We start from the raw sequence: 25,196 nt of genomic DNA on the forward strand, positions 1-25,196 counted from the left end.
GAGTGGTGGTCAAGCAGTAGCTATTATTCCATAATAGCTACTAGAGGAAGCGTAAATCTGAGCATTTAGTGATAAGGCTGAGCGAATTTTGCTCAGTTTTTCTTATAGTTATATAGTAGCATATTTAGAATGCAAATGTTTGGTATTGAACTATGCTATAATGATGTATAAAGTGTAAGATTAAAGGAAGTAAATCATGAATGGAAATGAAACAAACCAGCTAGTAAAGGGAGCTTTCCTGCTTACATTGGCTGGATTAATTAGTAAATTATTGAGCGCTGGTTATCGAATTCCTTTGCAAAATCTTACAGGGGATATCGGTTTTTATGTATACCAGCAAGTATATCCGATATTAGGTATTATTTTTGTATTATCATTTTATGGGTTCCCATCAGCTATTTCTAAAATGGCAGTAGAATTAAAAGCACAAGGTAAAGGTCTTTCGCTTAAAAGCTTCTATCTTCCAATTGGTTTCATTTTATTACTTATAAGTGGTTCATTGTTTTTATTTTTGTTTTTTAATGCATCCTATATTTCGGAGTGGATAGGTGATGAAAAACTTACCTCGATCTATCAATTAGCTGCGTTTACTTGCTTATTCGTTCCCTTTTCGGCATTGCTTCGAGGTGTGTTTCAGGGTACATATGTAATGAAACCAACAGCTTATTCACAGGTTGCTGAACAACTGATACGTGTAGCAATTATTATTGCTACGGCGATATTAATTAGTATGAATGATTATCCGCTTTATCACATTGGGAAAGCCGCTGTATTTGCATCCATATTAGGTGCAGGGACTGCGATTATTGTCCTTAGTGTATTCTTTTGGAGGAAAAAGCCCTATACAAATCAGGAATTTAACATCCCTTGGAATTATTACGTGCGGACCATTCTTATATTAGGTGTTGCAGCAGCGTTAAATCATATGGTCTTATTAGTTATTCAATTTGCCGATACATTCACAGTTATTCCAAGTCTACTAAAGGCTGGTTTATCGAAAGAAGCAGCAATGGAGGCGAAGGGTATCTTTGACCGTGGACAACCATTAATCCAGCTTGGAACTATACTTGGTTCATCCTTTGCGTTAGCTTTAATTCCTACTATATCAAAGAAAAAGCTAAAAAATGATCCAATTACCTTTTATAGTTATATACGTGGTGCTTTATTATTTAGTATCTATCTAGCTGTTGGAGCAACGATTGGGTTGATCACTATTTTTCCTGAAGTAAATCGGCTACTTTTTCAGGATAACCAGAGTACAGGAAATTTGCAGCTATTAATGATTTCCATATTACTAAGCTCAATTTCTATAACAGCGGCAGCGGTTTTGCAAGGTCTTGGCTTTATAAAGCGCATTGCTGGGTTTATTCTTATAGCTTTTTTTGTCAAATGGATAGCTAATCAAGTGCTGATCCCTTGGCTGGGAATAACAGGTAGTGCGGTGGCAACGATTATCTCCTTACTTGTGTTATGTATGATTGTATTACGAGAGCTAAGAAGGAAGCTTCCCCATTTAAACCTTTTGAAATTTCTTCAGTGGCGTCCGCTATTTGTAGCTATTAGTGCGATGGCATTGTTTGTCTTATGTGGTCATTTTATTATCCTGCCTTGGCTAAATATATCTCGTATCGGCTTGTTGGTATATGTCGTTTTTATCTCAATTATGGGGGCAGCTCTATATGGCTATTGTTTAATAAAGTTACGAGCATTTTCTGAGCAGGAACTACGAATGCTACCGTTTCGTACGTTCTTGATGAAACTACAAAGCAGGAGGAAATAATATGAATAAAATTGAAATTATAGGATTGGGAGCGGGCGATCTGGAGCAGCTTTCATTTGGTATATATAAAAAGCTATCACATGCGAAAGAAGCGGTCTATACACGGACTTTAGACCATCCAGCTGTCAAAGCTTTGCAAGAAGAAGGCGTACGTTTTCTTTCTTTTGATAGTATTTATGAAGCGGAAAGTCAATTTGATAATGTTTATTCAAGTATTGTAAGCCTTCTTTTACAGAAAGCAGCGGAGCAGAATGTTATCTATACAGTTCCTGGACATCCAATGCTTGCAGAAAAGACGGTTCAATTATTACTCCAACAACAGGAAGTAGAGGTTGAAATTGTAGGCGGACATAGCTATTTGGATGATCTATTTACTGCACTGCAAATCGATCCAATTGAAGGTTTTCAGTTCATAGATGGTACATCATTTGAACGAGATCAATTGAATTATCGAAATCACCTTATTTTCTGTCAGGTGTATGATCGTTTTATTGCTTCCGATGTTAAACTAACATTACTAGAAGACTTACCAGCTGATTATCCTATTACAATTGTTGAAGCTGCCGGCAGTAAAGATGAAGCCAAAAAAACTATTTCTTTAGAGGAACTGGATCATGCAATGGATATAAGTAATTTAACAAGTATTTATATTCCGCCAGCACCGGATAATGTTCTTCATCATAGCTTTGAACAACTACGTAAGGTTATTCGAATATTGCGTAGCCCGGAAGGTTGTCCGTGGGATAAAGAACAGACACATGAAACATTACGTGAGTATGCCATTGAAGAGGTCTATGAGCTACTGGATGCTATTGATCAAGCGGATGATGAAGGAATTGTTGAGGAGCTTGGAGATGTGTTACTCCAAGTCATGCTCCATAGTCAAATTGGTGAAGATGATGGCTATTTTACAGTAGATGACGTTATTCGATCGATTACGAATAAAATGATACATCGACATCCTCATGTGTTTAAGGATGCTACGGTAGATACAGTAGATGAAGTGTACAAAAATTGGGACGAGCTGAAGCAGGAAGAGAAAGGGAATGTGCGTAAATCTATATTGGATGGTGTAGCAAAACAACTTCCGTCACTGGCGAAGGCTTATCAACTCCAAAAGAAAGCCGCGAAGATAGGGTTTGATTGGGAAAACTCGGTAGATATTTGGGCTAAACTTGATGAGGAGTTAAACGAATTTAAAGAAGCGGTGCAAAAGAATGAAAATGTAGAAATGGAAAAAGAGTTTGGAGATATTCTATTTGTACTTGCGAACCTATCTAGGTACTATAAAATTAATCCAGAGGTAGCGCTAAATCGTACAAATGCAAAATTTCAATCTCGCTTTTCCTATATTGAGCAACAATTAGAGAAAAGACAAATCGATATTCAGCATGCAACTTTAGAAGAAATGGATGCATTATGGGACAAGGCGAAAGAAGGGGAGTAAAATTCAATGAGATTAGATAAATTCTTAAAGGTTTCTCGATTAATCAAACGGCGAACATTAGCTAAAGAAGTAGCGGACCAAGGAAGAATTACGATTAACGGTAACCAAGCAAAGGCATCATCAACAGTTACAGCTGGAGATGAGCTTACCATTAAATTTGGTCAGAAACTTGTAACGATTAAGATCAATAATTTGAAAGAAACTGTTAGAAAAGAAGAAGCAGAAACATTGTATACCGTTTTAAAAGAAGAGAAATTAAATAATTAGGTTACACAGTTCTATACTTGTCCCTCCTTTCATAAAGTAATAATGATAAGGAGGGCTATTACGATGAATTATTATGAGAATAAGGAAAATATAACACGTGTGCAAACGGATCATTCTGTAAAAGTTAATAATCGAAAAAATTTAGAAATAACAGGTGTCAAAGAAGTAGATAGCTTTGATAACGAGGAGTTTCTATTGGAGACAGTTATGGGTTATCTGATTGTCCGCGGGCAAAATTTACATCTAAAAAACCTTGATGTAAATGAAGGGTTAGTAACCATAAAAGGAAAAATATATGAGCTTTCCTATGTAGATGAGCAGCAGGAGAAAGCTAAAGGGTTCTTTAGCAAGTTATTTAAATGAGCTTAAGTACGCAATTCCTCACAATGATTACTATGATTACAGGCGGATTTTATCTTGGTTTAATTCAGGATACATTTCGTCGATTTACACCATATTGGAAAAATAGAAGAATCCTGACTTATGTTATGGAAATTTGCTTTTGGTTAATGCAGACAATGCTATTATTTTATGTTTTATTCCGGGTAAATGGTGGTGAACTAAGGTTCTATATATTTGCTGCTTGTTTATTGGGGTTTGCCTTTTATCAGGTTGCTGCTGCTAACGTATATAGAAAAGTACTGGAGCAGATCATTCGTATTATTGCGGCAGTTTATCGATTTTTTGAAAATATAGTACAAGCTCTTATCATATCTCCAATTACGTGGATCGTGAAACTTATATATACCTTTATTGTTTGGCTATGTAAAGTTGTTGGTACGATTCTTCTTTTTATTTTAACTGTAATCATTACGCCAATTAAGTGGATAATTCAAGCTATATACGGACTATTGCCTAAAAAAGTTCAATTATTTCTTTTTAAAATAGCAGGATTTTATAGTAAAATGAAGAATATATGTATAAAAGTAGTGAAGTATGTTAGGTTTAAGAGGAGGTAACGAGCTTTGGCTTCAGACAAACAAACAGTAACGAGATTAGATTCTAATTATATGCAGCAATATGATGCTTACATAGAAAGGCAGAGACGGAAGAAGAAGCGTCTAATTCGCCGGCTTGTGTTATTTTCTCTGATTGCAGTAATAGCAATAGGGACCATGGCGACGTACCATTTTAAACAACGTGTACTTCATGCAGAAAAGACGGAAGAATATCAAGCCTTACAAAAGGAATTGACAAGCTTAGAAAAGCAAGAAGCCAATTTGCAAGAGGAAGTAGAGCTTTTAAATGATGAGGATTATGTATTGCAAATTGCTAGAACAAATTATTTCTTCTCTAAAGAGGGCGAATTAATTTTCAAACTTCCCGATGAGAAGCCATCATATTGACACACTTTTGTCTGCTTGGCTATAATATAGTAGTAAGCTAATGGTGCATCATTGTGATCATATATTAGTTTCTTAAAAATTCTAAGGAGGAGCATTTTTTTTATGTCAATTGAAGTAGGCAGCAAGCTGCAAGGAAAGGTAACTGGTATCACTAATTTCGGGGCCTTTGTAGAGCTTGAACAAGGTACTACTGGGCTTGTTCACATTAGTGAGGTTGCTGACAACTATGTGAAAGACATTAACGATCACCTTTCTGTTGGAGATGAAGTGAAGGTGAAAGTTATTAATGTCGAGAAGGACGGGAAGATTGGCTTGTCTATAAAAAAAGCAATAGATAAACCAAAACGTCAGCGAGATAACCGTGAACGGACGGAGTCTTTTGAGTCAAAAATGAATCGCTTCCTTAAGGATTCTGAGGACCGTCTTGCCTCTTTGAAGAAGCACACGGAATCCAAACGCGGGGGTCGAGGTGCTAAGAGAGGATAGCAGTTGCTGTCTATACAATAATGCTCTATATATAAATACGACAAAAAGAGAGGTTGGAACTTTTATGTTCCAACCTCTCTTTTTAATTGTTTAGGAAAATACCGGAAAATATAAAATTTGCCCATGTGGATCCATATGGGCGTGTTGAGTTGCAGCAGCTCCAGCGCCCAGAAACGAGGGCGACTTCACGAATTGCCCTAATCTAAGTCGTCATCGGCTCGCAAGCTCACCGTGATTCCTTTATCTTTGTTGACTCGCTCCAGTCGCTACGTTTCTAATCGGACGCTTACGCTTTTGTTCTGATTTTATAGTGTAAGGTAGACCGATATAACAAAAAAACCTGCTGCTTTGCTTATGCAACAGGTTTTACTAAATAATGGCGGCGGAGGGGATCGAACCCCCGACCTCACGGGTATGAACCGTACGCTCTCGCCAGCTGAGCTACACCGCCAAATAAGCCAACAGAAAATATAATACAGCAGGTTTAAGACTCTGTCAATAGCTTTCTTATAAGAAAATCGAAAGAATCACAGGCAATATAAGTAATTTAATTAAGAGCCCTGCCCAAATCGACTTACACAATAGAGAATACAAATAGTAAAGAATACGGTACTTTAATATTTAATAAGCTTGGTTTTTTACAAATAACTATCTCCGTTATGATAAAATGAAAAAGCATTGTACGATATAGGAAAGGATGAGGCTGAGACAAAACTAATGAAGAAACAATAAAAAACGAACAATGTTTAGTCGAAGTCAATTATCTTTTCGTTTTTTGGTTAGAATCATTCATTTAGCACCTGAAATAAGCGAGACTCCGGCGGGAACAACACGAGTCCGAAGATCCACTTGGTAACGTGTTTTTCTTTACCAAGTTAGCTTAGGCCGTGCCCACGGAAAGAGCGTATATCTTCACGGTGCGGCGATGATACTCCTATTGATAACATGATTATTCGTGTTTTGAGTAAAGAAGTTGTGTTTTGCCCCAGCCTCTTTCCATTATTAAACTGAACGGAGAAATGAGGTAACACTACGTTGAAGAAAGAAATAAGGAATAGACTAATAATTTTAATTGTACTTGCTTTTCTTCCTATCTTATTTCTAACTATTGATTATAAGCTAGATGTAGAAAATAACTATATAAATAGTTTGTTTTTTGTTATAGCAACTTTGATTGTAACAATGACAATATATGTCATTTTAAGCTTAATTATTAAAAAGTATCCTTCCCTATTTGAAAAAGGAATATGGAACAACCCCTTCCATACTTTAATGATAGGAACCCTTATTTTATTTGTTTTTATCCTAGTAGCTGTGTTGAGTGTAAATAATTTAGATTTCAGTCCAACGATGAATAAGGGATTAACATTTATAATGGCTTATCCTGTTGTCTTTGTTTTAATTTTAATGATAGATTCTTTTTATAAAGGTGTATTCAATATCGTAAGGGAAAGACGTTTATTTATCAGCTCTATATCGGTAGTTTTTATTCTAGCTATAATGATTTTATTTGGTTCATTAAGTAATATGTAACTAAAGCAATATCGTTTTTTCTATAATTATTAAGTGCGTTAATCTATCAAGTAAATTCAGTTAGACTTTATTTCAAGCCAGAAATAATAGGCCATTCATTTCTCAATGCTTTAATTAAATTCCAGTCTGACCACGATTTTCCTACGTAATCTATATCGTAACGATATCACCAACTACGTAATAAAACTCGAAAACTGCTTTATTTTTCGATAAATAGAGGATGTTTAGTTAGAAAGGTTCAGAATTCGCCAAAACTTTTTACATAAGGCAATAGGTGAAAATGCCTTCACTTGCTGGATAAAGTAATGGACGATTCAATACCTACTGGCATTCGTTTTTGTGCTGTTTTAATCCTTCCACACGCGTGTTCGTGTTGAAACCTGTTTGAAGAATAGAAAGTCGTCGAACGATTCTTATGAAACGCTCTCTTGTTTTGACAAAAATAGAAGGCATATTGTGATTTAATGATATGCACAAAGAGGGAGTGGTAGTTATGATGGATTCAATTTCAAGAATGGAACCGAAAGTATTGGGAGCAGAAAGATCAAAACAAATGGACAAGCTCCGAAACCGGCTATATGCAAAGATGAAAGGGGTATTGCTGGAAAGAGGATGGCTTTTTTATATGATCGGTTTTTTATTGGGACGAGCTGTGATTCTATCCGTTGTCTCTCCTTTTGCAGTTGCTTTTTTAGCTACAATTTGGCTTGTCCATAAGGAAAAAACATTAAAAACCATACTTGCTGTGCTATTGGGTGCTTTAAGCTATTCTGTAAATCATAGTATCTTTATCGCTCTGGCCGTACTGGTTTTTGTCTTTATGGGTGGTTTATTTAAGCAGGCGAAGAATCAACAGATGCTTATCCCGTTATTTGTATTTTTATCTACGATAGCAACAAGGTTATTTCAGTATTCCATTAGTCAACAGCTATCTGCTTATGACTGGATGCTGGTTTTCGTAGAAGGAGTATTAGGAACCGTATTAGTATTAATTTTTATGCAGAGCATTCCATTATTATCACCAAAAAGATATAACCCCGCATTAAAGAATGAAGAGATCGTATGTATGATCATACTCATTGCCTCTATACTTACTGGTACGATTGGCTGGGAGTTTTATGGGGCTTCCTTCGAGCAGATATTCTCTCGCTATTTTGTGCTCATTTTAGCATATGTCGGTGGGGCCGCGATTGGCTCAACAGTCGGCGTGGTTGCTGGACTCATCTTGTCTCTAGCAAATGTAGCAAACCTTTATCAAATGAGCTTACTCGCTTTTTCAGGTCTCTTAGGAGGACTATTAAAAGAAGGTAGGAAACCAGGCGTTGCTGTTGGCCTATTTGTTGGAACGTTTTTAATTGGAATCTACGGCGATGCGAACCAGTTAGTCCCATCGATCATTGAGTCATCCATTGCTATTTTAATCTTCTTGCTTACACCTGCTAGCTGGTTTAGAAAACTTTCAAGGTTCATACCTGGAACAGAAGAATATACGAATGAACAGGAACAATATTTACAAAAGGTGCGAAATGTAACCGCTAAACGTGTTGAACAATTTTCAGATGTTTTTCAAGCTTTGTCTAAGAGCTTTACCATCACAGATGGTTCGAGCGAAGATGATCAAGAGTCAAGAAGAGAAACCGATTACTTTTTAAGTCAAGTAACGGAGAAAACCTGTCAAAATTGCTTTATGAAGGAAAGGTGTTGGCAAAAACAATTTGATAAAACATATACATTAATGGAACAAATGAAAGAAGATATGGGGGAAAACGGAAAACCAAGCAGGAAAACAGCATGTGAGTTTGAAAATTATTGTGTGAAGCCTCAAAAAGTTGTTGATGTAATGAAGGAGGAGATGTCTTACTTTGAAGCCAATCAAAAATTAAAACAACAAGTATTAGAAAGTAAAAAACTTGTAGCTGATCAATTGCAAGGAGTTTCGGAGGTGATGGAGGATTTCGCAAAGGAAATATTAAAGGAACGGCAGCATCATGAACAACAAGAAATGCAGATTGTACATGCGTTGAAGCAAATGGGGATTGAACTGGAAAAGCTAGAAATTTATCGCTTAGATAAAGGAAACGTAGATATTGAAATGACATTAACCTTTTATGAATATCATGGTGAAGGTTCTAAACTGATTGCACCTGTATTGTCTGATATTTTGAAAGAGATTGTTGTTGTGAAACAGGAAGAAATTGCCCCATTTCCAAATGGGTATAGTTATTTAGCGTTTGGTTCAGCAAGAGAATTTGTCGTTGAGACAGGTGCTGCTAATGCTGCGAAAGGTGGAGGGCTTGTATCTGGAGATAGTTATACAACCATAGAGCTTGGTGCAGGGAAATACGCTATGGCTATCAGTGATGGTATGGGCAATGGTTTAAGGGCTCAGGAGGAGAGCGTTGAGACATTAAGGTTGCTTCAACAAATTTTACAGACTGGAATACCAGAAAAAGTAGCGATTAAATCGATCAACTCAATTTTATCGCTACGATCTACAGATGAGATGTTTGCTACACTCGATTTGGCGGTAATTGACTTACACAATGCTTTCGTTCGCTTTTTAAAAATAGGCTCAACACCTAGCTTTATTAAACGGGGAGATCAATTAATTAAAGTGGAAGCTAGTAATCTCCCTATGGGGATTATTCAGGAGTTTGATGTAGATATTGTTAGTGAACAGTTAATGTCGGAAGATTTATTGATTATGATGAGTGATGGTATTTTTGATGGGCCAAAGCACGTGGAAAATACGGATGTATGGTTAAAACGAAAAATAAGAGAAATGAAGACCGACGATCCTCAGGAAATTGCTGATTTAGTTTTAGAAGAAGTTATTCGCACTAGGTCGGGAGAAATTGAGGATGATATGACCGTGGTAGTTGCTAAAGTAATGAAGAATATACCTAAATGGACTTCTGTACCAATTTATCATGATCAAGCTCAGTGAAGGATATAGTACGTATTTACCTTCCATCCTAACTAGACTATGTATAGATCACATAAAAAGTGGTGAAGATGGTATTAATAGTTGGGAGGTAGATAACGTTGAGAAAAGGTACACTGAAGCAAATCTTGTTAATTACAGATGGATGCTCAAACAAAGGAGAAGATCCTTCGGCTACAGCTTCTTTGGCTTATCAACAAGGAATCACTGTAAATGTAATTGGAATATTAGAGGATGAACAGAGCGAACAACCCGAAGGTTTAAAAGAAGTTGAAGACATTGCATTATCAGGTGGTGGTGTTAGCCAGCTTGTCTATAAACAAGCATTATCTCAGACAGTACAAACGGTGACTAAACAAGCGATGACCCAAACACTGCAAGGTTTTGTAAATAAAGAATTACAGCAGATTTTAGGACAGGATCAGTCACTAGAGGATCTTGAGCCGGAAAAGCGCGGAGAAATAATGGAAGTAGTAGAAGATATGGGGGAGACGTGTGATCTGGAAGTATTAGTATTAGTTGATACGAGTGCAAGTATGCATGATAAGCTTCCAACCGTTAAAGAAGCATTAATTGATCTATCTATTAGTTTAAACGCACGTATTGGTCGTAATCGCTTTGCAATTTTTAGTTTTCCTGGAAAACGAAAAGATATACAAAAGGTATTTGATTGGTCACCTGCTTTAGATTCTATCTCTACCATTTTTCCAAAACTAACAAGTGGTGGCATTACTCCTACAGGTCCTGCTATTCGAGAAGCAATGTATCAGTTTGGTAAGAAAAGCTTACTAAGGAGCTTTAGAGATGAAGATGAACCAGGAATGGAAGAAGCTTAATAGTGATATCCGCTCTGGAATGCATATCCAGGGGAAGTGGCATAAACAAACGTATGTTATCAAAAGAAAGCTTGGCGCTGGAGCCATTGGTTCTGTATACCTGTGTGAAGCAAACGGCAAATTAGCTGCATTGAAAATTAGTGATAAACGTTCTTCCATGACGGTTGAGGTTAATGTGCTCCGGTCACTCGGTAAGGTCCAAGGAAATCGTCTTGGACCTTCTTTATTGGATGTAGACGATTGGACGTCTCCAATAGGTACTAAATATTCATTTTATGTAATGGAATATTTGCAAGGTGAATCGATGGCCTCCTATATCCATCGCCATGGTAAGGAATGGGCCGGGGTTTTCATGGTACAGCTGTTGGAGGATCTCGAACAGCTTCATCAACAAGGATGGGTTTTCGGCGATTTAAAATTAGATAACCTATTAATCGTCTCTTCTCCGCCACGTGTGCGTTGGGTAGATGTTGGAGGAACAACACAAACAGGAAGAGCGATCAAAGAGTATACCGAGTTTTATGATCGTGGTTATTGGGAAATGGGATCAAGAAGAGCAGAACCAAGTTATGATTTATTTGCTTTTACGATGGCATTCATTCATGTCTATTATCCAAAACGTTTTGTCAAAGGTTCTCAACCGGAGAAGCTTCTATTTCGCAAGCTGGATGAAGCAAGAGGACTACGCCCATATCGGAATGTCTTAAAGAAGGCACTAGCAGGTAAATATGCTTCTAGTTCACAAATGAAAAGAGAGATGTTACAGGTAATTCATGATACGCAGAAAAAAAAGCAAAAAACTAGGAAGCAAATCCAACAAGAAAAAGAAGCTCCCTTTTTGCTAGAGGCCGGAGGTATTTCTATTCTAGCGGGAGCCTACTATTTAATTTCTTTGCTTTTTCAGTGATCCTAGTTGTGATAGGATAAAAGTAGAAATGTTGTGTTGGAGATGGACATAATGAAAACGATGATTACTCATTTTATAAAAAAACATCACTTGTTAACAAAGCAGGCAACAGTCCTAGTAGGTGTATCAGGGGGACCAGATTCGTTAGCACTTCTCCATTACCTCCATTCGATAAGGCAGGAATGGGAAATACGTATAATCGCCGTAACTGTCGATCACCAACTGAGAGGGGAAGCATCCCTTGAGGATCTTCGATATGTTAAGCGATTTTGTAAAACGTGGGATATCGAATTTGTAGGAACCTCTGTTGATGTACCGTCCTATAAAAAGAAGCACAAACTAGGAACACAACTAGCGGCAAGAAAATTACGATATAAGTTCTTTGAAGAGCAAATGGAATTATATAATGCCGATTTGCTAATGCTCGGCCATCATGGTGACGATCAGGCAGAAACGATGCTCATGCGTATGGTACGTTCAGCAGATTCACAAGCATTAGCAGGTATTCCTGTTAAGCGGGATTTTGCTACGGGTGCTATTGTTCGACCTTTTCTCTGCGTAACGAAAGAACAAATATGGAATTATTGTGAAGTGCATCATATTAAACCGAGGCTTGACCCTTCGAATCATGAGACAACCTATACAAGGAATTATTTCCGAAAACACGTACTTCCATTAATAAAAGAGAAAAATAGTAATATACATACTACCATACAGCATCTTAGTGAAACGTTAGAGGCCGATCAAGCGTATTTAAATAGACAAGCACAAGAAATGGTCGATACAATTGTGATGTTTGATAAGGAAAGATGCCAGGTTTCATTTGAAATTAAGCTGTTTAAAACGTACGCATTTGCTTTACAAAGACGGGCCTTTCATCTAATATTAAACTATCTGTATACTGATTTACCTAAGGACTTATCCTATGTCCACGAGGAGCAATTTTTTGCATTATTGCATCGAAAAACAGGTAATGCGCAACTAGATTTTCCCTCTGGCTTAAAAGTAGAGAAGGCATATAACCAGCTAAAGTGTCACTTCCAGGATGACCTCCATACAGATTCATATCATATGTTATTAAAGATCCCAGGCAAAACTGTTTTACCTGATGGATCAGTATTCACTACTGAATACGTGGATGAATATCAAGAGCAGTCAGAACAGACCTTTATTTTACAAAGCGGGCAGGCGGCTCTTCCGTTACATATACGTACCAGAAAGCACGGAGATAAAATGCGCTGGAAAGGGCTACAGGGAAGTAAAAAGGTGAAGGATATTTTTATTGATGCAAAAATACCTCGATCTGAACGGGGCACTTGGCCAATTATCACAGATAATAATGGAGAAATCCTATGGTTGGTTGGTTTAAAAAAGGGACTACTTGAGAAACAGGCAGATAATGCGGCATTTATACAATTAAATTATGAAAAAGGCAACATGTAGGAGGAGCAGAATATGCATAATGATATTCAAGAGGTACTAATATCGGAGGAGGAAATCGCAAGCAAGTGTAAAGAGCTAGGACAACAATTAACCGAGGAATATGATGGGAGATTTCCGCTTGCAATTGGAGTTCTAAAGGGTGCAATGCCATTCATGTCTGATATTCTACGACATATGCATACCCATTTGGAAATGGACTTCATGGATGTTTCTAGCTATGGAGGAGAGATGCGCTCTTCTGGGGAAGTGAAAATCGTAAAAGATCTAGATACTAAAGTTGAAGGTCGCGATTTGCTCATAATAGAAGATATCATTGATAGTGGATTAACTCTAAGCTACTTGGTAGACCTGTTTAAGTATAGGAAGGCAAAATCAATTAAAATTGTCACATTACTAGATAAGCCATCTGGAAGAACAGCTGCAATTAAAGCGGATATAGTTGGGTTCGAAGTACCTAATGAATTTGTTGTTGGCTATGGATTAGATTATCAAGAAAAATATAGAAATTTGCCATATATAGGTGTTTTGAAACCAGAGATTTATGGTGGCGAATAATAAAAATAATCAAGTGGAAGAATGAAATAAACCTTGGAAATAAAATGCTGATTTTTCAAGTGAAATTAGTTGTATTTCAACTTTTTTATATGATACGATGTTATATAGTTTTTCCCCGCTTGGGAGGAGGTAAGTAATGAACCGGATATTTCGGAATGTGTTCTTTTGGATACTTATATTCTTCGTTATTATAGGAGTCATTGGGGTATTCAATGGACAAAATGAAGAAGCAAAACAATATAATGTAAAGCAGTTTATGGATGCTTTAAATAATGGCGAAATACAAGAAATGACGATGCAACCAGCAAATGGTATTATTCGTTTTGAAGGGACTTTAAATGATGAGGATAAAAAATTTATTGCTCAAGTTCCTGATAATACGGACATTATAGCGTCAATTACAGAGCAAGCAAACGATCAAAGTGTGCTTAACGTAGAAGAAGAAGAACAACCAAGCGCGTGGGTAACATTCTTAACAACAATGATTCCGTTCTTGATCATCGGACTGTTCTTCCTGTTTATACTTAGTCAAGCCCAAGGTGGCGGCGGCGGTGGCCGAGTCATGAACTTTGGTAAAAGTAAGGCGAAAATGTACAGTGAAGACAAGAAAAAAGTCCGTTTTAAAGATGTAGCAGGAGCAGATGAGGAAAAGCAAGAGCTTGTTGAGGTAGTGGAATTTTTGAAAGATCCACGTAAGTTCTCAGCCGTTGGTGCAAGAATCCCTAAAGGGGTACTTTTAGTAGGACCTCCGGGAACTGGTAAAACGCTACTTGCTCGTGCTGTAGCGGGTGAAGCAGGTACACCATTCTTCTCTATTAGTGGTTCTGACTTTGTGGAGATGTTTGTTGGTGTTGGTGCGTCCCGTGTACGTGATTTATTTGAAAATGCGAAAAAGAATGCGCCTTGTATTATATTTATAGATGAAATTGATGCAGTAGGTAGACAACGTGGAGCTGGACTTGGCGGTGGACATGATGAACGTGAACAAACGTTGAACCAGCTTTTAGTTGAAATGGATGGTTTTGGTGTCAATGAAGGAATTATTATCATTGCAGCAACAAACCGTGCAGATATTCTAGACCCTGCTCTGCTTCGTCCGGGACGTTTTGACCGTCAAATTACAGTTGATCGTCCAGACGTTAAAGGACGTGAAGAGGTATTACAGGTTCATGCAAGAAATAAACCACTGGCTGATAATGTAGATCTGCAAACGATAGCTATGCGTACACCAGGCTTCTCTGGTGCAGACTTAGAGAATTTACTAAATGAAGCAGCACTAGTAGCTGCTAGACAGGATCGAAAAACGATAAATATGCTGGATGTTGATGAAGCTATTGATCGTGTCATTGCTGGTCCGGCTAAGAAAAGTAGAGTTATTTCTAAGAAAGAACGCAATATTGTAGCTCACCATGAAAGTGGACACACGGTGATTGGTATGGTTCTAGATGATGCAGATATGGTTCATAAGGTTACCATTGTACCACGTGGTCAAGCTGGTGGATATGCTGTAATGTTACCGAGAGAAGACCGATACTTTATGACCAAACCGGAATTATTTGATAAAATTACTGGGTTATTAGGTGGTCGAGTTGCGGAAGAAATTATGTTCGGAGAGGTAAGTACTGGAGCACACAATGACTTTCAACGTGCTACAGGAATTGCACGTAAAATGATTACGGAGTATGGAATGAGTGATAAAATTGGGCCATTGCAGTTTACAAATGGTGGTGGTGAAGTATTCCTTGGTCGTGATCTGAACAATGAACAAAACTACAGTGATGCGATTGCTCATGAAATTGATCAAGAGATGCAGAACTTTATAAATTATTGTTATGATCGTGCGAAGAAGATTCTTACTGAGCATAAGGATAAGCTAGAGCTTATTGCCCAAACATTGCTTGAAGTAGAAACGCTAGATGCTAAACAAATAAAATCACTGTTTGAAGATGGAAAACTACCTGAACCTGATCCGATTGAAGACACAGAAAAAGATGATGAATCGGTTAAGGTAAATATCCAATCTAATGATAAAGAAGATACTCCAGAAACGTTTGAAGAGGCAAAAGCAAAAGTAGACAAGAACTTAGACAAAGATGGAATTACAACAGATAACAAGCCTACTTCAACAGATGAAATTACTACCGATAATAAGCCATCATCAAATGATGAAACGGATAACAAAAAATAACGTCATTACAAATAACTATAAATAGAAATGAATATCTAGAGTTTGAGATAAAAGTAAATAATAAACAATAGAAACGAACTATAATTAGTTGAAATTAATTATAGTTCGTTTTTTGATTAAACTAGTAGCTGAAATATGCGAGACTCCTTGAAAAAGAAGAGCGCTTTTCCTGCGAGCGATTTATAACAGACGAATCCTCTCTTATTTTGCGGGAACAGCATGATTCCAAAGCTTCACTTGGCCACGTGTATTTCTTTGCCAAGGTAGCTGAGACCGTTCCACGGAATGCGAACATATTTCATGCGTGTTGCGGTAATTATACTCCTATAAGTATTCGTATATTTCCAAGCTCATTCCTTCCTAAGAGCTTATTGCCATAAAGTTTATAGTCTGTTTGTTATATATTCATAACTATGTATGGTATATTAAAAAATGAAATTATGTTGCAGACTAATTGTAAATTTTGTCGTAGAGAAAGGTATGGGAAAGCATGTTGTTTGTACTTGATGTGGGTAACACTAACACAGTATTAGGTGTATTTGAAGGAGATCAATTAAAGCACCAATGGCGGATAAAAACGGATCGTTATAAAACAGAGGATGAGTTCGGCATGCTTGTCAAATCGTTGTTTGACCATAAAGGAATTACACTTTCGGATATGAAGGGTATTATCATTTCATCTGTTGTTCCACCCATTATGTTTGCTTTGGAGAAAATGTGTAAAGACTATTTTCATCTGGAGCCTATGATAATTGGGAAGGAGTCGGTTCATTCCTTTCTAAAGATGCGTTATCCTAACCCTAGAGAAATTGGAGCAGATCGTATAGTAAATGCAGTAGGCGCAATCGAAACATATGGTGCACCATTAATAATAATTGATTTTGGGACGGCAACTACGTTTTGCTATATCAATGATCAACAAGAATATCATGGTGGTGTCATATCTCCTGGTATAAATATATCGATGGAAGCACTGTATAGTAAGGCTTCTAAGTTACCGAAAATTGAAATTCAAGCCCCTGATCATGTTGTTGGTTCGTCCACGGTTGAGGCAATGCAATCGGGTGTATTCTACGGCTATGTTGGACAAGTTGATGGCATTGTCAGACGAATTGAAGCGGAAATGGGTGTGAATGCAAAAGTAGTTGCTACTGGCGGCTTGGCTTCGTTAATTGCTCATGAATCCCAGACTATACAGCATGTAGATCCATATCTAACGTTAAAGGGGCTTTATCTCATTTATCATAAAAATAAGCAATTATAAGAATAAGGTTAATTAGAAAGGAGTTTTACAACATGAAGGACTTTATAATTAAAGCTACAGCATATAATGGAATGGTTCGTGCTTACGCGACAACTTCTACAGATACGGTAGAAGAGGCAAGAAGAAGACACGATTCATGGGCAACAGCATCTGCTGCTCTTGGTAGAACGATAACGATTGCAGGTATGATGGGAGCTATGCTGAAAGGAGAGGACTCCATTACGACAAAGGTAATGGGAGATGGCCCCTTAGGAGGTATTATTGCAGATGCGAATGCAAAGGGTGAGGTTCGAGGATATGTGGTAAATCCACATGTTGATTTTGAATTAAATGCAAATGGAAAATTAGATGTGGCAAGAGCTGTTGGTACTGAAGGTAATATAAGCGTGATTAAAGATTTAGGATTAAAAGATTTTTTCACGGGAGAGGTTCCGATTATTTCCGGGGAAATTAGCGAAGATTTTACGTATTATTTTGCTAATTCTGAGCAAGTTCCTTCAGCTGTTGGTGCTGGTGTATTGGTGAATCCAGATCATAGTATTCTAGCTGCAGGGGGGTTCATAGTACAGGTTATGCCTGGTGCTAGTGAAGAAGTGATTAGTCAGTTAGAGGAGAAAATTCAAGAATTGCCACCGATTTCTACATTGATTCGTGAAGGAAATACACCTGAACAAATTCTGCATCGGTTATTTGGAGAGAATCAAGTAAAAATTCATGAAACCGTTCCTATGGAATTTCGCTGCAAATGTTCAAAAGAACGACTTGAGCGAGCAATAAAAGGGTTGGGTGATAAAGAAATTCAAAATATGATTGATGAAGATCATGGGGCAGAGGCAAGTTGCCATTTCTGTAATCAAACATATCAGTTTACGGAGGAAGAGTTAGAAGCTTTAAAAGGGTAGTATTTTGAAGAGGCTGTCTCATTGTGTCGAATTGAATGTGCTAAAATCCTTTTGATTGATGTTGGAGACAGCTCATTTGTAGATTTGTAAAACTGAGAAAGTAGTTCGTTAAGTTAACAAGTGTTGAATAATACCTTGTTCAGCGTACAGGGGGAGCTAGTATCCATGTCGAAAAAACTATTGCTAGGTGTCATTATAATACTTTTAATAACGAATATTGCTACTTTATTAATTTGGCGTAATGAAGGGGTTAATGTTGGCGATGGAAGGAAGTTGAGTAGTAATGATGAGGTGGCAATCATTGGAAATGATGACATCAGCTTCGCTCAATGGAGTGACTCGCTTCGAAACAACTATGGAAAAAAGCATTTACGATCAATGATAGATCAAGCAGTTGTACAACAATTAGCAGCGGACAAAGGACTAAAAATTAGTGATAAGGTTATAGCTAGAGAAATAGCTATGTTAACTACGATGCAGGGTGTGACTTCAGCGTCAACTTATGAAAAGTTAGAGAAGCAATGGGAAGAAGATATTACATACAGGTATCAATTGGAAATGCTTTTAACAGAGGGGACACCTATTCCAGAGCAAGAAATAAAGAATCATTATAATACATATGGTGATCAATATAACTTTACATCTTCTATGCAAATTTCACATATCGTAGTAGATAATATGGAAACAGCAAATAAAGTTTATCAAGAATTGGAATCAGGTGCCTCATTCAAGCTATTAGCTCGAGAATATTCAATTGATGAATCCTCTAAAGCAGAAGGTGGATATCTTGGCTTTATTTATACAACTAGTCAATTCTTTCCTAATGGCTATGCAGAAGTTGCTGAGAATATAGAAGAGCATTCTTATAGTAAACCATTTGTAGCTGATGATGGTGTGGTAATTCTTTATCTTCATCGCAAGCTACCATCTATTACATTTACGTATGAAGAGATGAAACCGTATATAAAGAGTGAATTAGCATTACATAAACAAAACCAGTCGTTAGATGCCACTCCACTATGGGAAGAGATGGAGATTGATTGGTTATATGGAGAAGAATAGCACGTAACAATAGTCGATGGACAAAATAAGTAGACGAATGCCTAAATATTCCGTATTAGTTGACATTTAGCTGGGTAAAACGTACATTATAATTAATCATACAAAATAACTAGGAATTAGGAGGGAATGTAGTGAAGGTAGCTAATAATATAGCTGAACTTATTGGTGGAACACCAATAGTAAAATTAAATAATGTGACAGACGCTGACAGTGCTGACATCTATGTGAAGCTTGAATTTATGAACCCAGGTAGCTCTGTTAAGGATCGTATTGCCTTAGCAATGATCGAGGCGGCTGAAAAGTCTGGAGAATTGGAAGCAGGAGATACCATTATTGAACCGACTAGCGGTAATACAGGTATCGGTTTAGCGATGGTAGCTGCAGCAAAGGGGTATAAGGCTGTGCTTGTAATGCCTGACACGATGAGTCAAGAGCGCCGCAATCTTTTACGCGCCTATGGTGCAAAACTTGTGTTAACTCCTGGAGCTGAGGGGATGAAAGGCGCTATTAATAAAGCGGAAGCATTACAAAAAGAGAATGGTTATTTTATGCCACAGCAATTCAATAATGAAGCAAATCCGGAAGTCCATGCAAGGACGACAGGTAGAGAAATTGTAGAGCAAATGGGTGATGGCCTAGATGCATTCGTCTCAGGGATTGGTACAGGAGGAACCATAACAGGAGCTGGAAAAGTTTTGAAAGAAAACTTTGAGGGAATAAAGATTTATGCGGTAGAACCTTCTGCTTCTGCTGTGCTATCGGGGGCTACTCCTGGACCTCATAAAATTCAAGGAATTGGTGCTGGTTTCGTACCAAAAATATTAGATACAGACATCTACGATGAAATTTTACGCATCGAGAATGAAGAAGCCTTTGCAACTTCTAGAGAAGTAGCTACTACCAACGGAATTCTTGGTGGCATTTCTGCAGGAGCTGCTGTTGCAGCTGCGAAGCAGGTGGCGAAGAAACTAGGGAAAGGGAAAAAGGTTCTTGCTATTTTCCCAGATAATGGAGAAAGGTATTTATCGACTCCGCTTTATCAATTTGAAGAAGAATAATTAATGCGATTGTCCTTCGCCAGTATCTAATATTTGATACTGGCTTTTTCATTGTTTAGGAAATTATAAAAGAGTGTTGAGCTGCGTCCAGCTCCAACGCCTAGAAACGAGGCGAGTTCATGAATGAACCTACGATAATTCAACATCAGCTCGCAAGCACACCGTGATTCCTTTATCTTCGTTGACTCGCTCCAGTCGCTACATTTCTAATCGGGTGCTTTTGTTCTTGTTTATAGTGGGTCGCCTGCTTGCTTGTTCTGTGATACGATTAAGGGAGAAAATGTCAGGAAAGAAGGTACGGGGCAGTATGAAACTAATTACAAAAGTGAAAACCTACGATCTAAATGAACGTACACATATAATGGGGATATTAAATGTTACTCCAGATTCCTTTTCTGATGGAGGAAGCTTCAACACAATTAACAAAGCAGTAGAACACGCTGTGAAAATGGAGGAGCAAGGAGCGGATATTATTGATATTGGTGGAGAATCTACTCGGCCAAATCATGAACCAGTTTCTCAAGAGGAGGAAATTAAACGCGTAGTTCCCATTATTAAGGCTGTGAAAGAGAAAATAAAAATACCGATATCCATTGATACATATAAAGCTGAGACAGCAAAAGCTGCAATTGAAGCTGGTGCAGATATTATTAATGATGTATGGGGTGCAAAAAAAGAACCGGCGATTGCTCAAGTTGCAAGTGAGTATCAAGTACCTATCATTCTCATGCATAATCGAACGGATTTAGATTATAACAATATCATTGAGGACATGTTGAATGATATACAAGAAAGTATAGATATAGCATTACAAGCTGGCGTGTTGGACCATAATATTATCATTGATCCAGGTATTGGATTTGCTAAAACAGCTGAAGACAATTTGCTCGTGCTGAATCAGTTGGAGGTATTCCAAGAATTAGGCTATCCGCTACTATTGGCAACTTCAAGAAAAAGGTTTATTGGGAATATCCTAAACGTACCACCTGAAGAAAGAGACGTAGGAACAGGTGCAACTACTTGCTTAGGAATTATGAAGGGTGCCAATATGGTGCGTGTTCATGATGTGAAAACAAATATAGAGCTTGCGCAGATGATGGATGCAATGCTGCGCGTGAAAAGAGGTTGACACATGGATAAAATATATTTAAATAACTTACAATTTTACGGTTTCCACGGTTTACTTCCTGAGGAAAACAAACTTGGCCAGCGTTTTCACGTAGATGCTACTTTGTTTTTAGATTTATCTAAAGCCGGAAGTAGTGATAATATGTATCAGTCCATACATTATGGACAAGCCTATGCGTATATAAAGGAAGTAGTCGAAGGCGAAGCCAAGAATCTAATCGAAGCAGTTGCCGAAAGCATAGCCAATAAGCTCTTAACCTCCTTCGATTTACTGGAGGCTTGTACGATTAAAGTTATTAAACCAGATCCACCAATAGCGGGTCACTATCACTCTGTTGCGGTGGAAATACATAGGGAGAAAACGACGAAATGAATAAGGCATATCTTGCATTAGGAACCAATATTGAACCAAGAATTCAATATTTAGAAAGCTGTTTATATGAACTAAGTAAACATCCAGACATATCAATAATAAATCAATCATCCATTTATCAAACAGTTCCAGTAGGGTATACGGATCAAGCCGATTTTCTTAACATGGTAATTGAGATAAAAACGACACTTGCATCATTAGAGTTACTGGATTATTGTCAGCAACTAGAGCGTGAATTGGGAAGGGAACGGAAGATTCGTTTTGGTCCGCGAACAATAGACCTTGACATTTTGCTGTATAATCAAGAAAATAATAAAACGGAGCGATTAATTATTCCGCACCCGCGAATGCATGAGCGTGCATTCGTGCTTATTCCATTAAATGAAATAGCACCAGATATAGTAATACCAGTAAAGGAAAAGCGTGTTGCTGATTTAATAGAAGAGCTTCCGGGAAATGACATAAAGGGTGTAGCTATATGGACAAAAAACGAATCGGCAGACGAATAAAAGCATTTCGTAAATTAAAAGGATATACTCAAATAGATTTTGCAAAAGCATTAGGCGTTCCTCTTTCCGCAATTGGTGGTGTAGAACGTGGCTCGAAGGAATTATCAGAGGAATTACTAGATAAAGTTGCTGAGACATTATCCGTTTCTAAGGAGGAGCTGACATTACAAGAAGTACCACAAGAGGATAATAAATTCTTGGATGGCTTACCAAACGAAAAAAATGAAGAAATTAGGTAGGGGGATGAGCGATCCAAAATGGAAGCCTCATTGGCACTAATTGTTAAAAGTAGCTATGGAGGTAATTCGTAAGCATTCTGCCTAGTATCGGGTCTACGTGAAAATGGTAAGGAAAGGCGACGTTAATAAAGCTGAAACGCATGCAGATCTACTAGTATTTTATATGCTAATGCGAATGAATAAGAGGAAGTAAATAGAGCTTCCTAAATTCAAAGGATTTCAAAATCTGTCAGTAACCTCTGGTAGGTTTTTACCATTAATTGCGAAAGCTTGAGGCATGAAAGATTTATGTAAATCAGCTATACTTACATAATAGATAAGGACTGGAGTGATAAAGGTGACAGAGGAATTAAATGAACATATGCGAGTTCGGCGTGAAAAGCTCGAGCAGTTTATAGACCAAGGAATAGATCCTTTCGGTGGGAAATTCACACGAACTCATGTAGCAAACGAATTAAAAGAATTATATGATCGTTATTCAAAGGAAGAGTTGGAAGAAAAGGAAGAAAAGGTGACCATTGCCGGAAGAATGATGACCAAACGCGGAAAAGGAAAAGCAGGCTTTGCTCACATTCAAGACATTAGTGGTCAAATTCAGTTATATGTTCGTAAAGATAAGATAGGCGAAGAAGCTTATGAGATTTTTAAGTCAAGTGATATGGGAGATATAATCGGGGTTACTGGGATAATGTTCAAAACTAAGGTTGGTGAACTGTCTGTTAAAGTAACTGAGTTTCACCTATTAACAAAATCATTACGACCATTACCTGAGAAGTACCATGGCTTAAAAGATATTGAACAGCGTTATCGACAACGTTATTTAGACTTGATTACGAATATGGAAAGTAAAGAAACGTTTGTGTTAAGAAGTAAAATAATTCAAGCGATGCGCAGATATTTAGATGGACAAGGTTTCTTAGAGGTAGAGACCCCGATGTTACATGGTATTCCTGGTGGTGCTTCTGCTCGTCCGTTTGAAACGCATCATAATGCATTAGACATCCCTTTGTATATGCGAATTGCTATTGAGCTTCATTTGAAAAGGCTAATTGTGGGTGGATTGGAAAAAGTCTATGAAATTGGACGTGTTTTCCGAAATGAGGGTGTTTCAACTAGACATAACCCTGAATTTACAATGATCGAGCTCTATGAAGCATATGCCGATTATCATGATATCATGTCCCTTACCGAAAATTTAGTTGCTCATATTGCGAAAGAAGTACTTGGTTCTACAACGGTAGCGTATGGAGATTATGAAATTAATCTAGAACCAGAATGGACAAGGCTACACATGGTTGACGCGGTTAAGAAGAAGACGGGTGTAGATTTCTGGAAGCATATGACTGATGAAGAGGCTCGGGCATTAGCGAAGGAGCATGGAGTTGAAATAACGGATACTATGACTTTTGGGCATGTAGTTAATGAATTCTTTGAACAAAAAGTTGAAGAAGGACTAATACAGCCTACGTTTATTTACGGTCACCCTGTAGCCATTTCTCCTTTAGCTAAGAAAAATAAAGAGGATGATCGTTTTACCGATCGATTTGAGTTGTTTATTGTTGGCCGTGAACATGCTAATGCATTTAGTGAGCTAAATGACCCAATTGATCAACGTGAACGTTTTGAAGCACAGGTGAAAGAACGTGCAGAAGGAAATGACGAAGCCCATCTTATGGATAGTGATTTCTTAGAAGCGTTAGAATACGGAATGCCACCAACGGGTGGTCTGGGTATAGGTATTGATCGTTTAGTAATGTTATTAACGAATTCCCCGTCTATTCGGGATGTGTTATTGTTCCCGCAAATGCGGAATAAATAGATGGTTAGCAGAGAAAGTGGGTTATTCCCTTTCTCTGCTTTTTTATAAGTGCGCCAGGCATGGCGACTATCTAGGTGGTGAAAGTCCACTGTGGAGGTACACATCAACCAACCACTAGAGAAGCGCAAGGTGTTTATCGTGAGAAGTCAGTCGACGCCATAGTAGTGATGAAAAAAATCATGAAGGGCTGAACCATTTATAGTGACGCCATGAAATGCACGAAGGATAGACTTCTGAATGTGTTAATGATGAAAGTATGAGCGTATCTCAGGAGGATAGTCAAAATAGAAGTGTTCTTCGTCACGTGAAAGGAAAGGAGAAACGAGTGTGGGGCAAAGAGGTATTCCTTTTGTCTTAGACCGTTATCTAAAAGTACACACGGAGATATAAATTGAACCGCCGTATACGGGAACCGTATGTACTGGTGGTGCGAGAGGGGCGATAAGCTCTTAGCTTCTCCCTCTACTCGATTTAGGAAGGTATATAATTTGCCGCGCCCAGAAACGAAGTGACTTTACGAATCGCCTTACGATAAATCATCATCGGCTCGCAAGCTCGCCGTGCTTCCTTTATCTTCGTTGACTCGCACCAGTCGCTACGTTTCTATTCGGTCGCTTGCGTTTTTTCTCCCTATATATAGAAGATTAACGTTTAATGGTTACGTTGTACAAAGCATAATTCAAACGATATTCACGTTTTATTTAGTTGGAATTGGGTACATTATTTATAATAGATAACGAATTAAAATAGGCTTATTTAAATATTAGAATTTAATAAAGAGTACAAATTAATATTTTGTCTTATTTTCTTTACAAAACCCCTTGATTTCATATTACAAACGTGGTAAATTTAATAACGTTGCTTCACAAGGCAACTGCCAATGCAATTCATAAAATGAATAAAAAAAGTGTTGACACTCAATGCTTTGCATGGTATATTAATAAAGTCGCCAATTTGAACAGCGAAAAAGTTAAGTAAAAAAAGTTCTTGACTTGAGTTGATCAAATTGGTATAATGAAAGAGTTGCTGTCGCAAAAGCAGCAAACTAATTTGCTCTTTGAAAACTGAACAAAACAACCAGTATGTCAAGAGAAAAACATGCAACTGTTT

The 25,196-nt window shown here is 37.6% G+C and carries 23 protein-coding genes and 1 tRNA gene; 23 read left to right on the top strand and 1 reads right to left on the bottom strand.

The window, feature by feature from the left end; all coding sequences use genetic code 11:
- Positions 1–196: 196 nt before the first annotated feature.
- The 7 genes from Q1A47_RS13050 (at position 197) to Q1A47_RS13080 (ending at position 5,326) form a co-directional block, all read left to right on the top strand.
- The gene (locus tag Q1A47_RS13050; protein WP_034678566.1) at positions 197–1,780 is read left to right on the top strand and encodes an oligosaccharide flippase family protein; all 1,584 of its coding nucleotides are present in this window, start codon (positions 197–199) and stop codon (positions 1,778–1,780) included.
- A gap of 1 nt (position 1,781) precedes the next feature.
- Positions 1,782–3,227, top strand: coding sequence for a nucleoside triphosphate pyrophosphohydrolase (mazG, locus tag Q1A47_RS13055; RefSeq protein WP_166530775.1), 1,446 nt, complete (start codon positions 1,782–1,784; stop codon positions 3,225–3,227).
- A gap of 6 nt (positions 3,228–3,233) precedes the next feature.
- Positions 3,234–3,494 carry an RNA-binding S4 domain-containing protein gene (locus Q1A47_RS13060; RefSeq protein WP_026680185.1) on the top strand — a complete coding sequence of 87 codons (261 nt, stop codon included), beginning with the start codon at positions 3,234–3,236 and terminating at the stop codon, positions 3,492–3,494.
- A gap of 63 nt (positions 3,495–3,557) precedes the next feature.
- Positions 3,558–3,857 (top strand): sporulation protein YabP, encoded by a 300-nt coding sequence (yabP, locus tag Q1A47_RS13065; RefSeq protein WP_026680186.1) that lies wholly within the window; start codon positions 3,558–3,560, stop codon positions 3,855–3,857.
- A complete protein-coding gene (yabQ, locus tag Q1A47_RS13070) occupies positions 3,854–4,453 on the top strand; it encodes a spore cortex biosynthesis protein YabQ (RefSeq protein WP_026680187.1) in 600 nt (199 codons plus the stop codon). The genes yabP and yabQ overlap by 4 nt, the downstream gene beginning before the upstream one ends.
- A 6-nt stretch (positions 4,454–4,459) precedes the next feature.
- Entirely contained in the window at positions 4,460–4,840 is a 381-nt protein-coding gene (locus Q1A47_RS13075) for a septum formation initiator family protein (protein ID WP_026680188.1), read from the top strand.
- Between the two features lie 102 nt (positions 4,841–4,942).
- Positions 4,943–5,326: a S1 domain-containing RNA-binding protein gene (locus Q1A47_RS13080; protein ID WP_026680189.1), complete on the top strand. Its 384-nt coding sequence runs from the start codon at positions 4,943–4,945 to the stop codon at positions 5,324–5,326.
- A gap of 377 nt (positions 5,327–5,703) precedes the next feature.
- Here Q1A47_RS13080 and Q1A47_RS13085 read toward each other — a convergent pair.
- Positions 5,704–5,777: transfer RNA gene (locus Q1A47_RS13085), tRNA-Met, on the bottom strand.
- A gap of 584 nt (positions 5,778–6,361) precedes the next feature.
- Here Q1A47_RS13085 and Q1A47_RS13090 point away from each other — a divergent pair.
- The 16 genes from Q1A47_RS13090 (at position 6,362) to lysS (ending at position 24,086) form a co-directional block, all read left to right on the top strand.
- Positions 6,362–6,859: a hypothetical protein gene (locus Q1A47_RS13090; protein ID WP_026680190.1), complete on the top strand. Its 498-nt coding sequence runs from the start codon at positions 6,362–6,364 to the stop codon at positions 6,857–6,859.
- 493 nt (positions 6,860–7,352) lie between these two features.
- Complete coding sequence (gene spoIIE / locus Q1A47_RS13095; protein ID WP_166530774.1) at positions 7,353–9,806, top strand: stage II sporulation protein E; 2,454 nt, start codon at positions 7,353–7,355, stop codon at positions 9,804–9,806.
- A 98-nt stretch (positions 9,807–9,904) separates the two neighbouring features.
- Positions 9,905–10,639: a VWA domain-containing protein gene (locus Q1A47_RS13100; protein ID WP_026680192.1), complete on the top strand. Its 735-nt coding sequence runs from the start codon at positions 9,905–9,907 to the stop codon at positions 10,637–10,639.
- The gene (locus Q1A47_RS13105; RefSeq protein WP_026680193.1) at positions 10,608–11,546 is read left to right on the top strand and encodes a protein kinase domain-containing protein; all 939 of its coding nucleotides are present in this window, start codon (positions 10,608–10,610) and stop codon (positions 11,544–11,546) included. Before Q1A47_RS13100 ends, Q1A47_RS13105 begins: the two co-directional genes overlap by 32 nt.
- A 51-nt stretch (positions 11,547–11,597) precedes the next feature.
- A complete protein-coding gene (tilS, locus tag Q1A47_RS13110) occupies positions 11,598–12,989 on the top strand; it encodes a tRNA lysidine(34) synthetase TilS (RefSeq protein WP_121604281.1) in 1,392 nt (463 codons plus the stop codon).
- A 12-nt stretch (positions 12,990–13,001) separates the two neighbouring features.
- On the top strand, positions 13,002–13,544 hold the full coding sequence (gene hpt / locus Q1A47_RS13115; RefSeq protein WP_026680195.1) for a hypoxanthine phosphoribosyltransferase: 543 nt from the start codon (positions 13,002–13,004) through the stop codon (positions 13,542–13,544).
- Between the two features lie 136 nt (positions 13,545–13,680).
- On the top strand, positions 13,681–15,732 hold the full coding sequence (gene ftsH / locus Q1A47_RS13120) for an ATP-dependent zinc metalloprotease FtsH (RefSeq protein ID WP_026680196.1): 2,052 nt from the start codon (positions 13,681–13,683) through the stop codon (positions 15,730–15,732).
- Positions 15,733–16,222: 490 nt separating this feature from the next.
- Entirely contained in the window at positions 16,223–16,996 is a 774-nt protein-coding gene (locus Q1A47_RS13125; RefSeq protein WP_121604282.1) for a type III pantothenate kinase, read from the top strand.
- A gap of 32 nt (positions 16,997–17,028) precedes the next feature.
- Complete coding sequence (hslO, locus tag Q1A47_RS13130) at positions 17,029–17,898, top strand: Hsp33 family molecular chaperone HslO (RefSeq protein WP_026680198.1); 870 nt, start codon at positions 17,029–17,031, stop codon at positions 17,896–17,898.
- A gap of 165 nt (positions 17,899–18,063) precedes the next feature.
- Complete coding sequence (locus Q1A47_RS13135; protein WP_026680199.1) at positions 18,064–18,960, top strand: SurA N-terminal domain-containing protein; 897 nt, start codon at positions 18,064–18,066, stop codon at positions 18,958–18,960.
- A 131-nt stretch (positions 18,961–19,091) separates the two neighbouring features.
- Entirely contained in the window at positions 19,092–20,018 is a 927-nt protein-coding gene (gene cysK, locus Q1A47_RS13140) for a cysteine synthase A (RefSeq protein ID WP_121604283.1), read from the top strand.
- A 307-nt stretch (positions 20,019–20,325) separates the two neighbouring features.
- Positions 20,326–21,147: a dihydropteroate synthase gene (folP, locus tag Q1A47_RS13145; protein ID WP_026680201.1), complete on the top strand. Its 822-nt coding sequence runs from the start codon at positions 20,326–20,328 to the stop codon at positions 21,145–21,147.
- A 3-nt stretch (positions 21,148–21,150) separates the two neighbouring features.
- Positions 21,151–21,519, top strand: a complete 369-nt coding sequence (gene folB, locus Q1A47_RS13150) for a dihydroneopterin aldolase (protein WP_026680202.1) — start codon at positions 21,151–21,153, stop codon at positions 21,517–21,519.
- Entirely contained in the window at positions 21,516–22,028 is a 513-nt protein-coding gene (gene folK / locus Q1A47_RS13155; RefSeq protein WP_166530773.1) for a 2-amino-4-hydroxy-6-hydroxymethyldihydropteridine diphosphokinase, read from the top strand. The genes folB and folK overlap by 4 nt, the downstream gene beginning before the upstream one ends.
- Positions 21,998–22,267 (top strand): helix-turn-helix domain-containing protein, encoded by a 270-nt coding sequence (locus tag Q1A47_RS13160; protein WP_051388261.1) that lies wholly within the window; start codon positions 21,998–22,000, stop codon positions 22,265–22,267. Before folK ends, Q1A47_RS13160 begins: the two co-directional genes overlap by 31 nt.
- 337 nt (positions 22,268–22,604) lie before the next feature.
- Entirely contained in the window at positions 22,605–24,086 is a 1,482-nt protein-coding gene (gene lysS / locus Q1A47_RS13165; RefSeq protein WP_166530772.1) for a lysine--tRNA ligase, read from the top strand.
- Positions 24,087–25,196: the final 1,110 nt, after the last annotated feature.

The organism is uncultured Virgibacillus sp. (assembly GCF_947495635.1).
In the GTDB taxonomy this organism is placed as follows: Bacteria; Bacillota; Bacilli; order Bacillales; family Amphibacillaceae; genus Virgibacillus; species Virgibacillus salarius.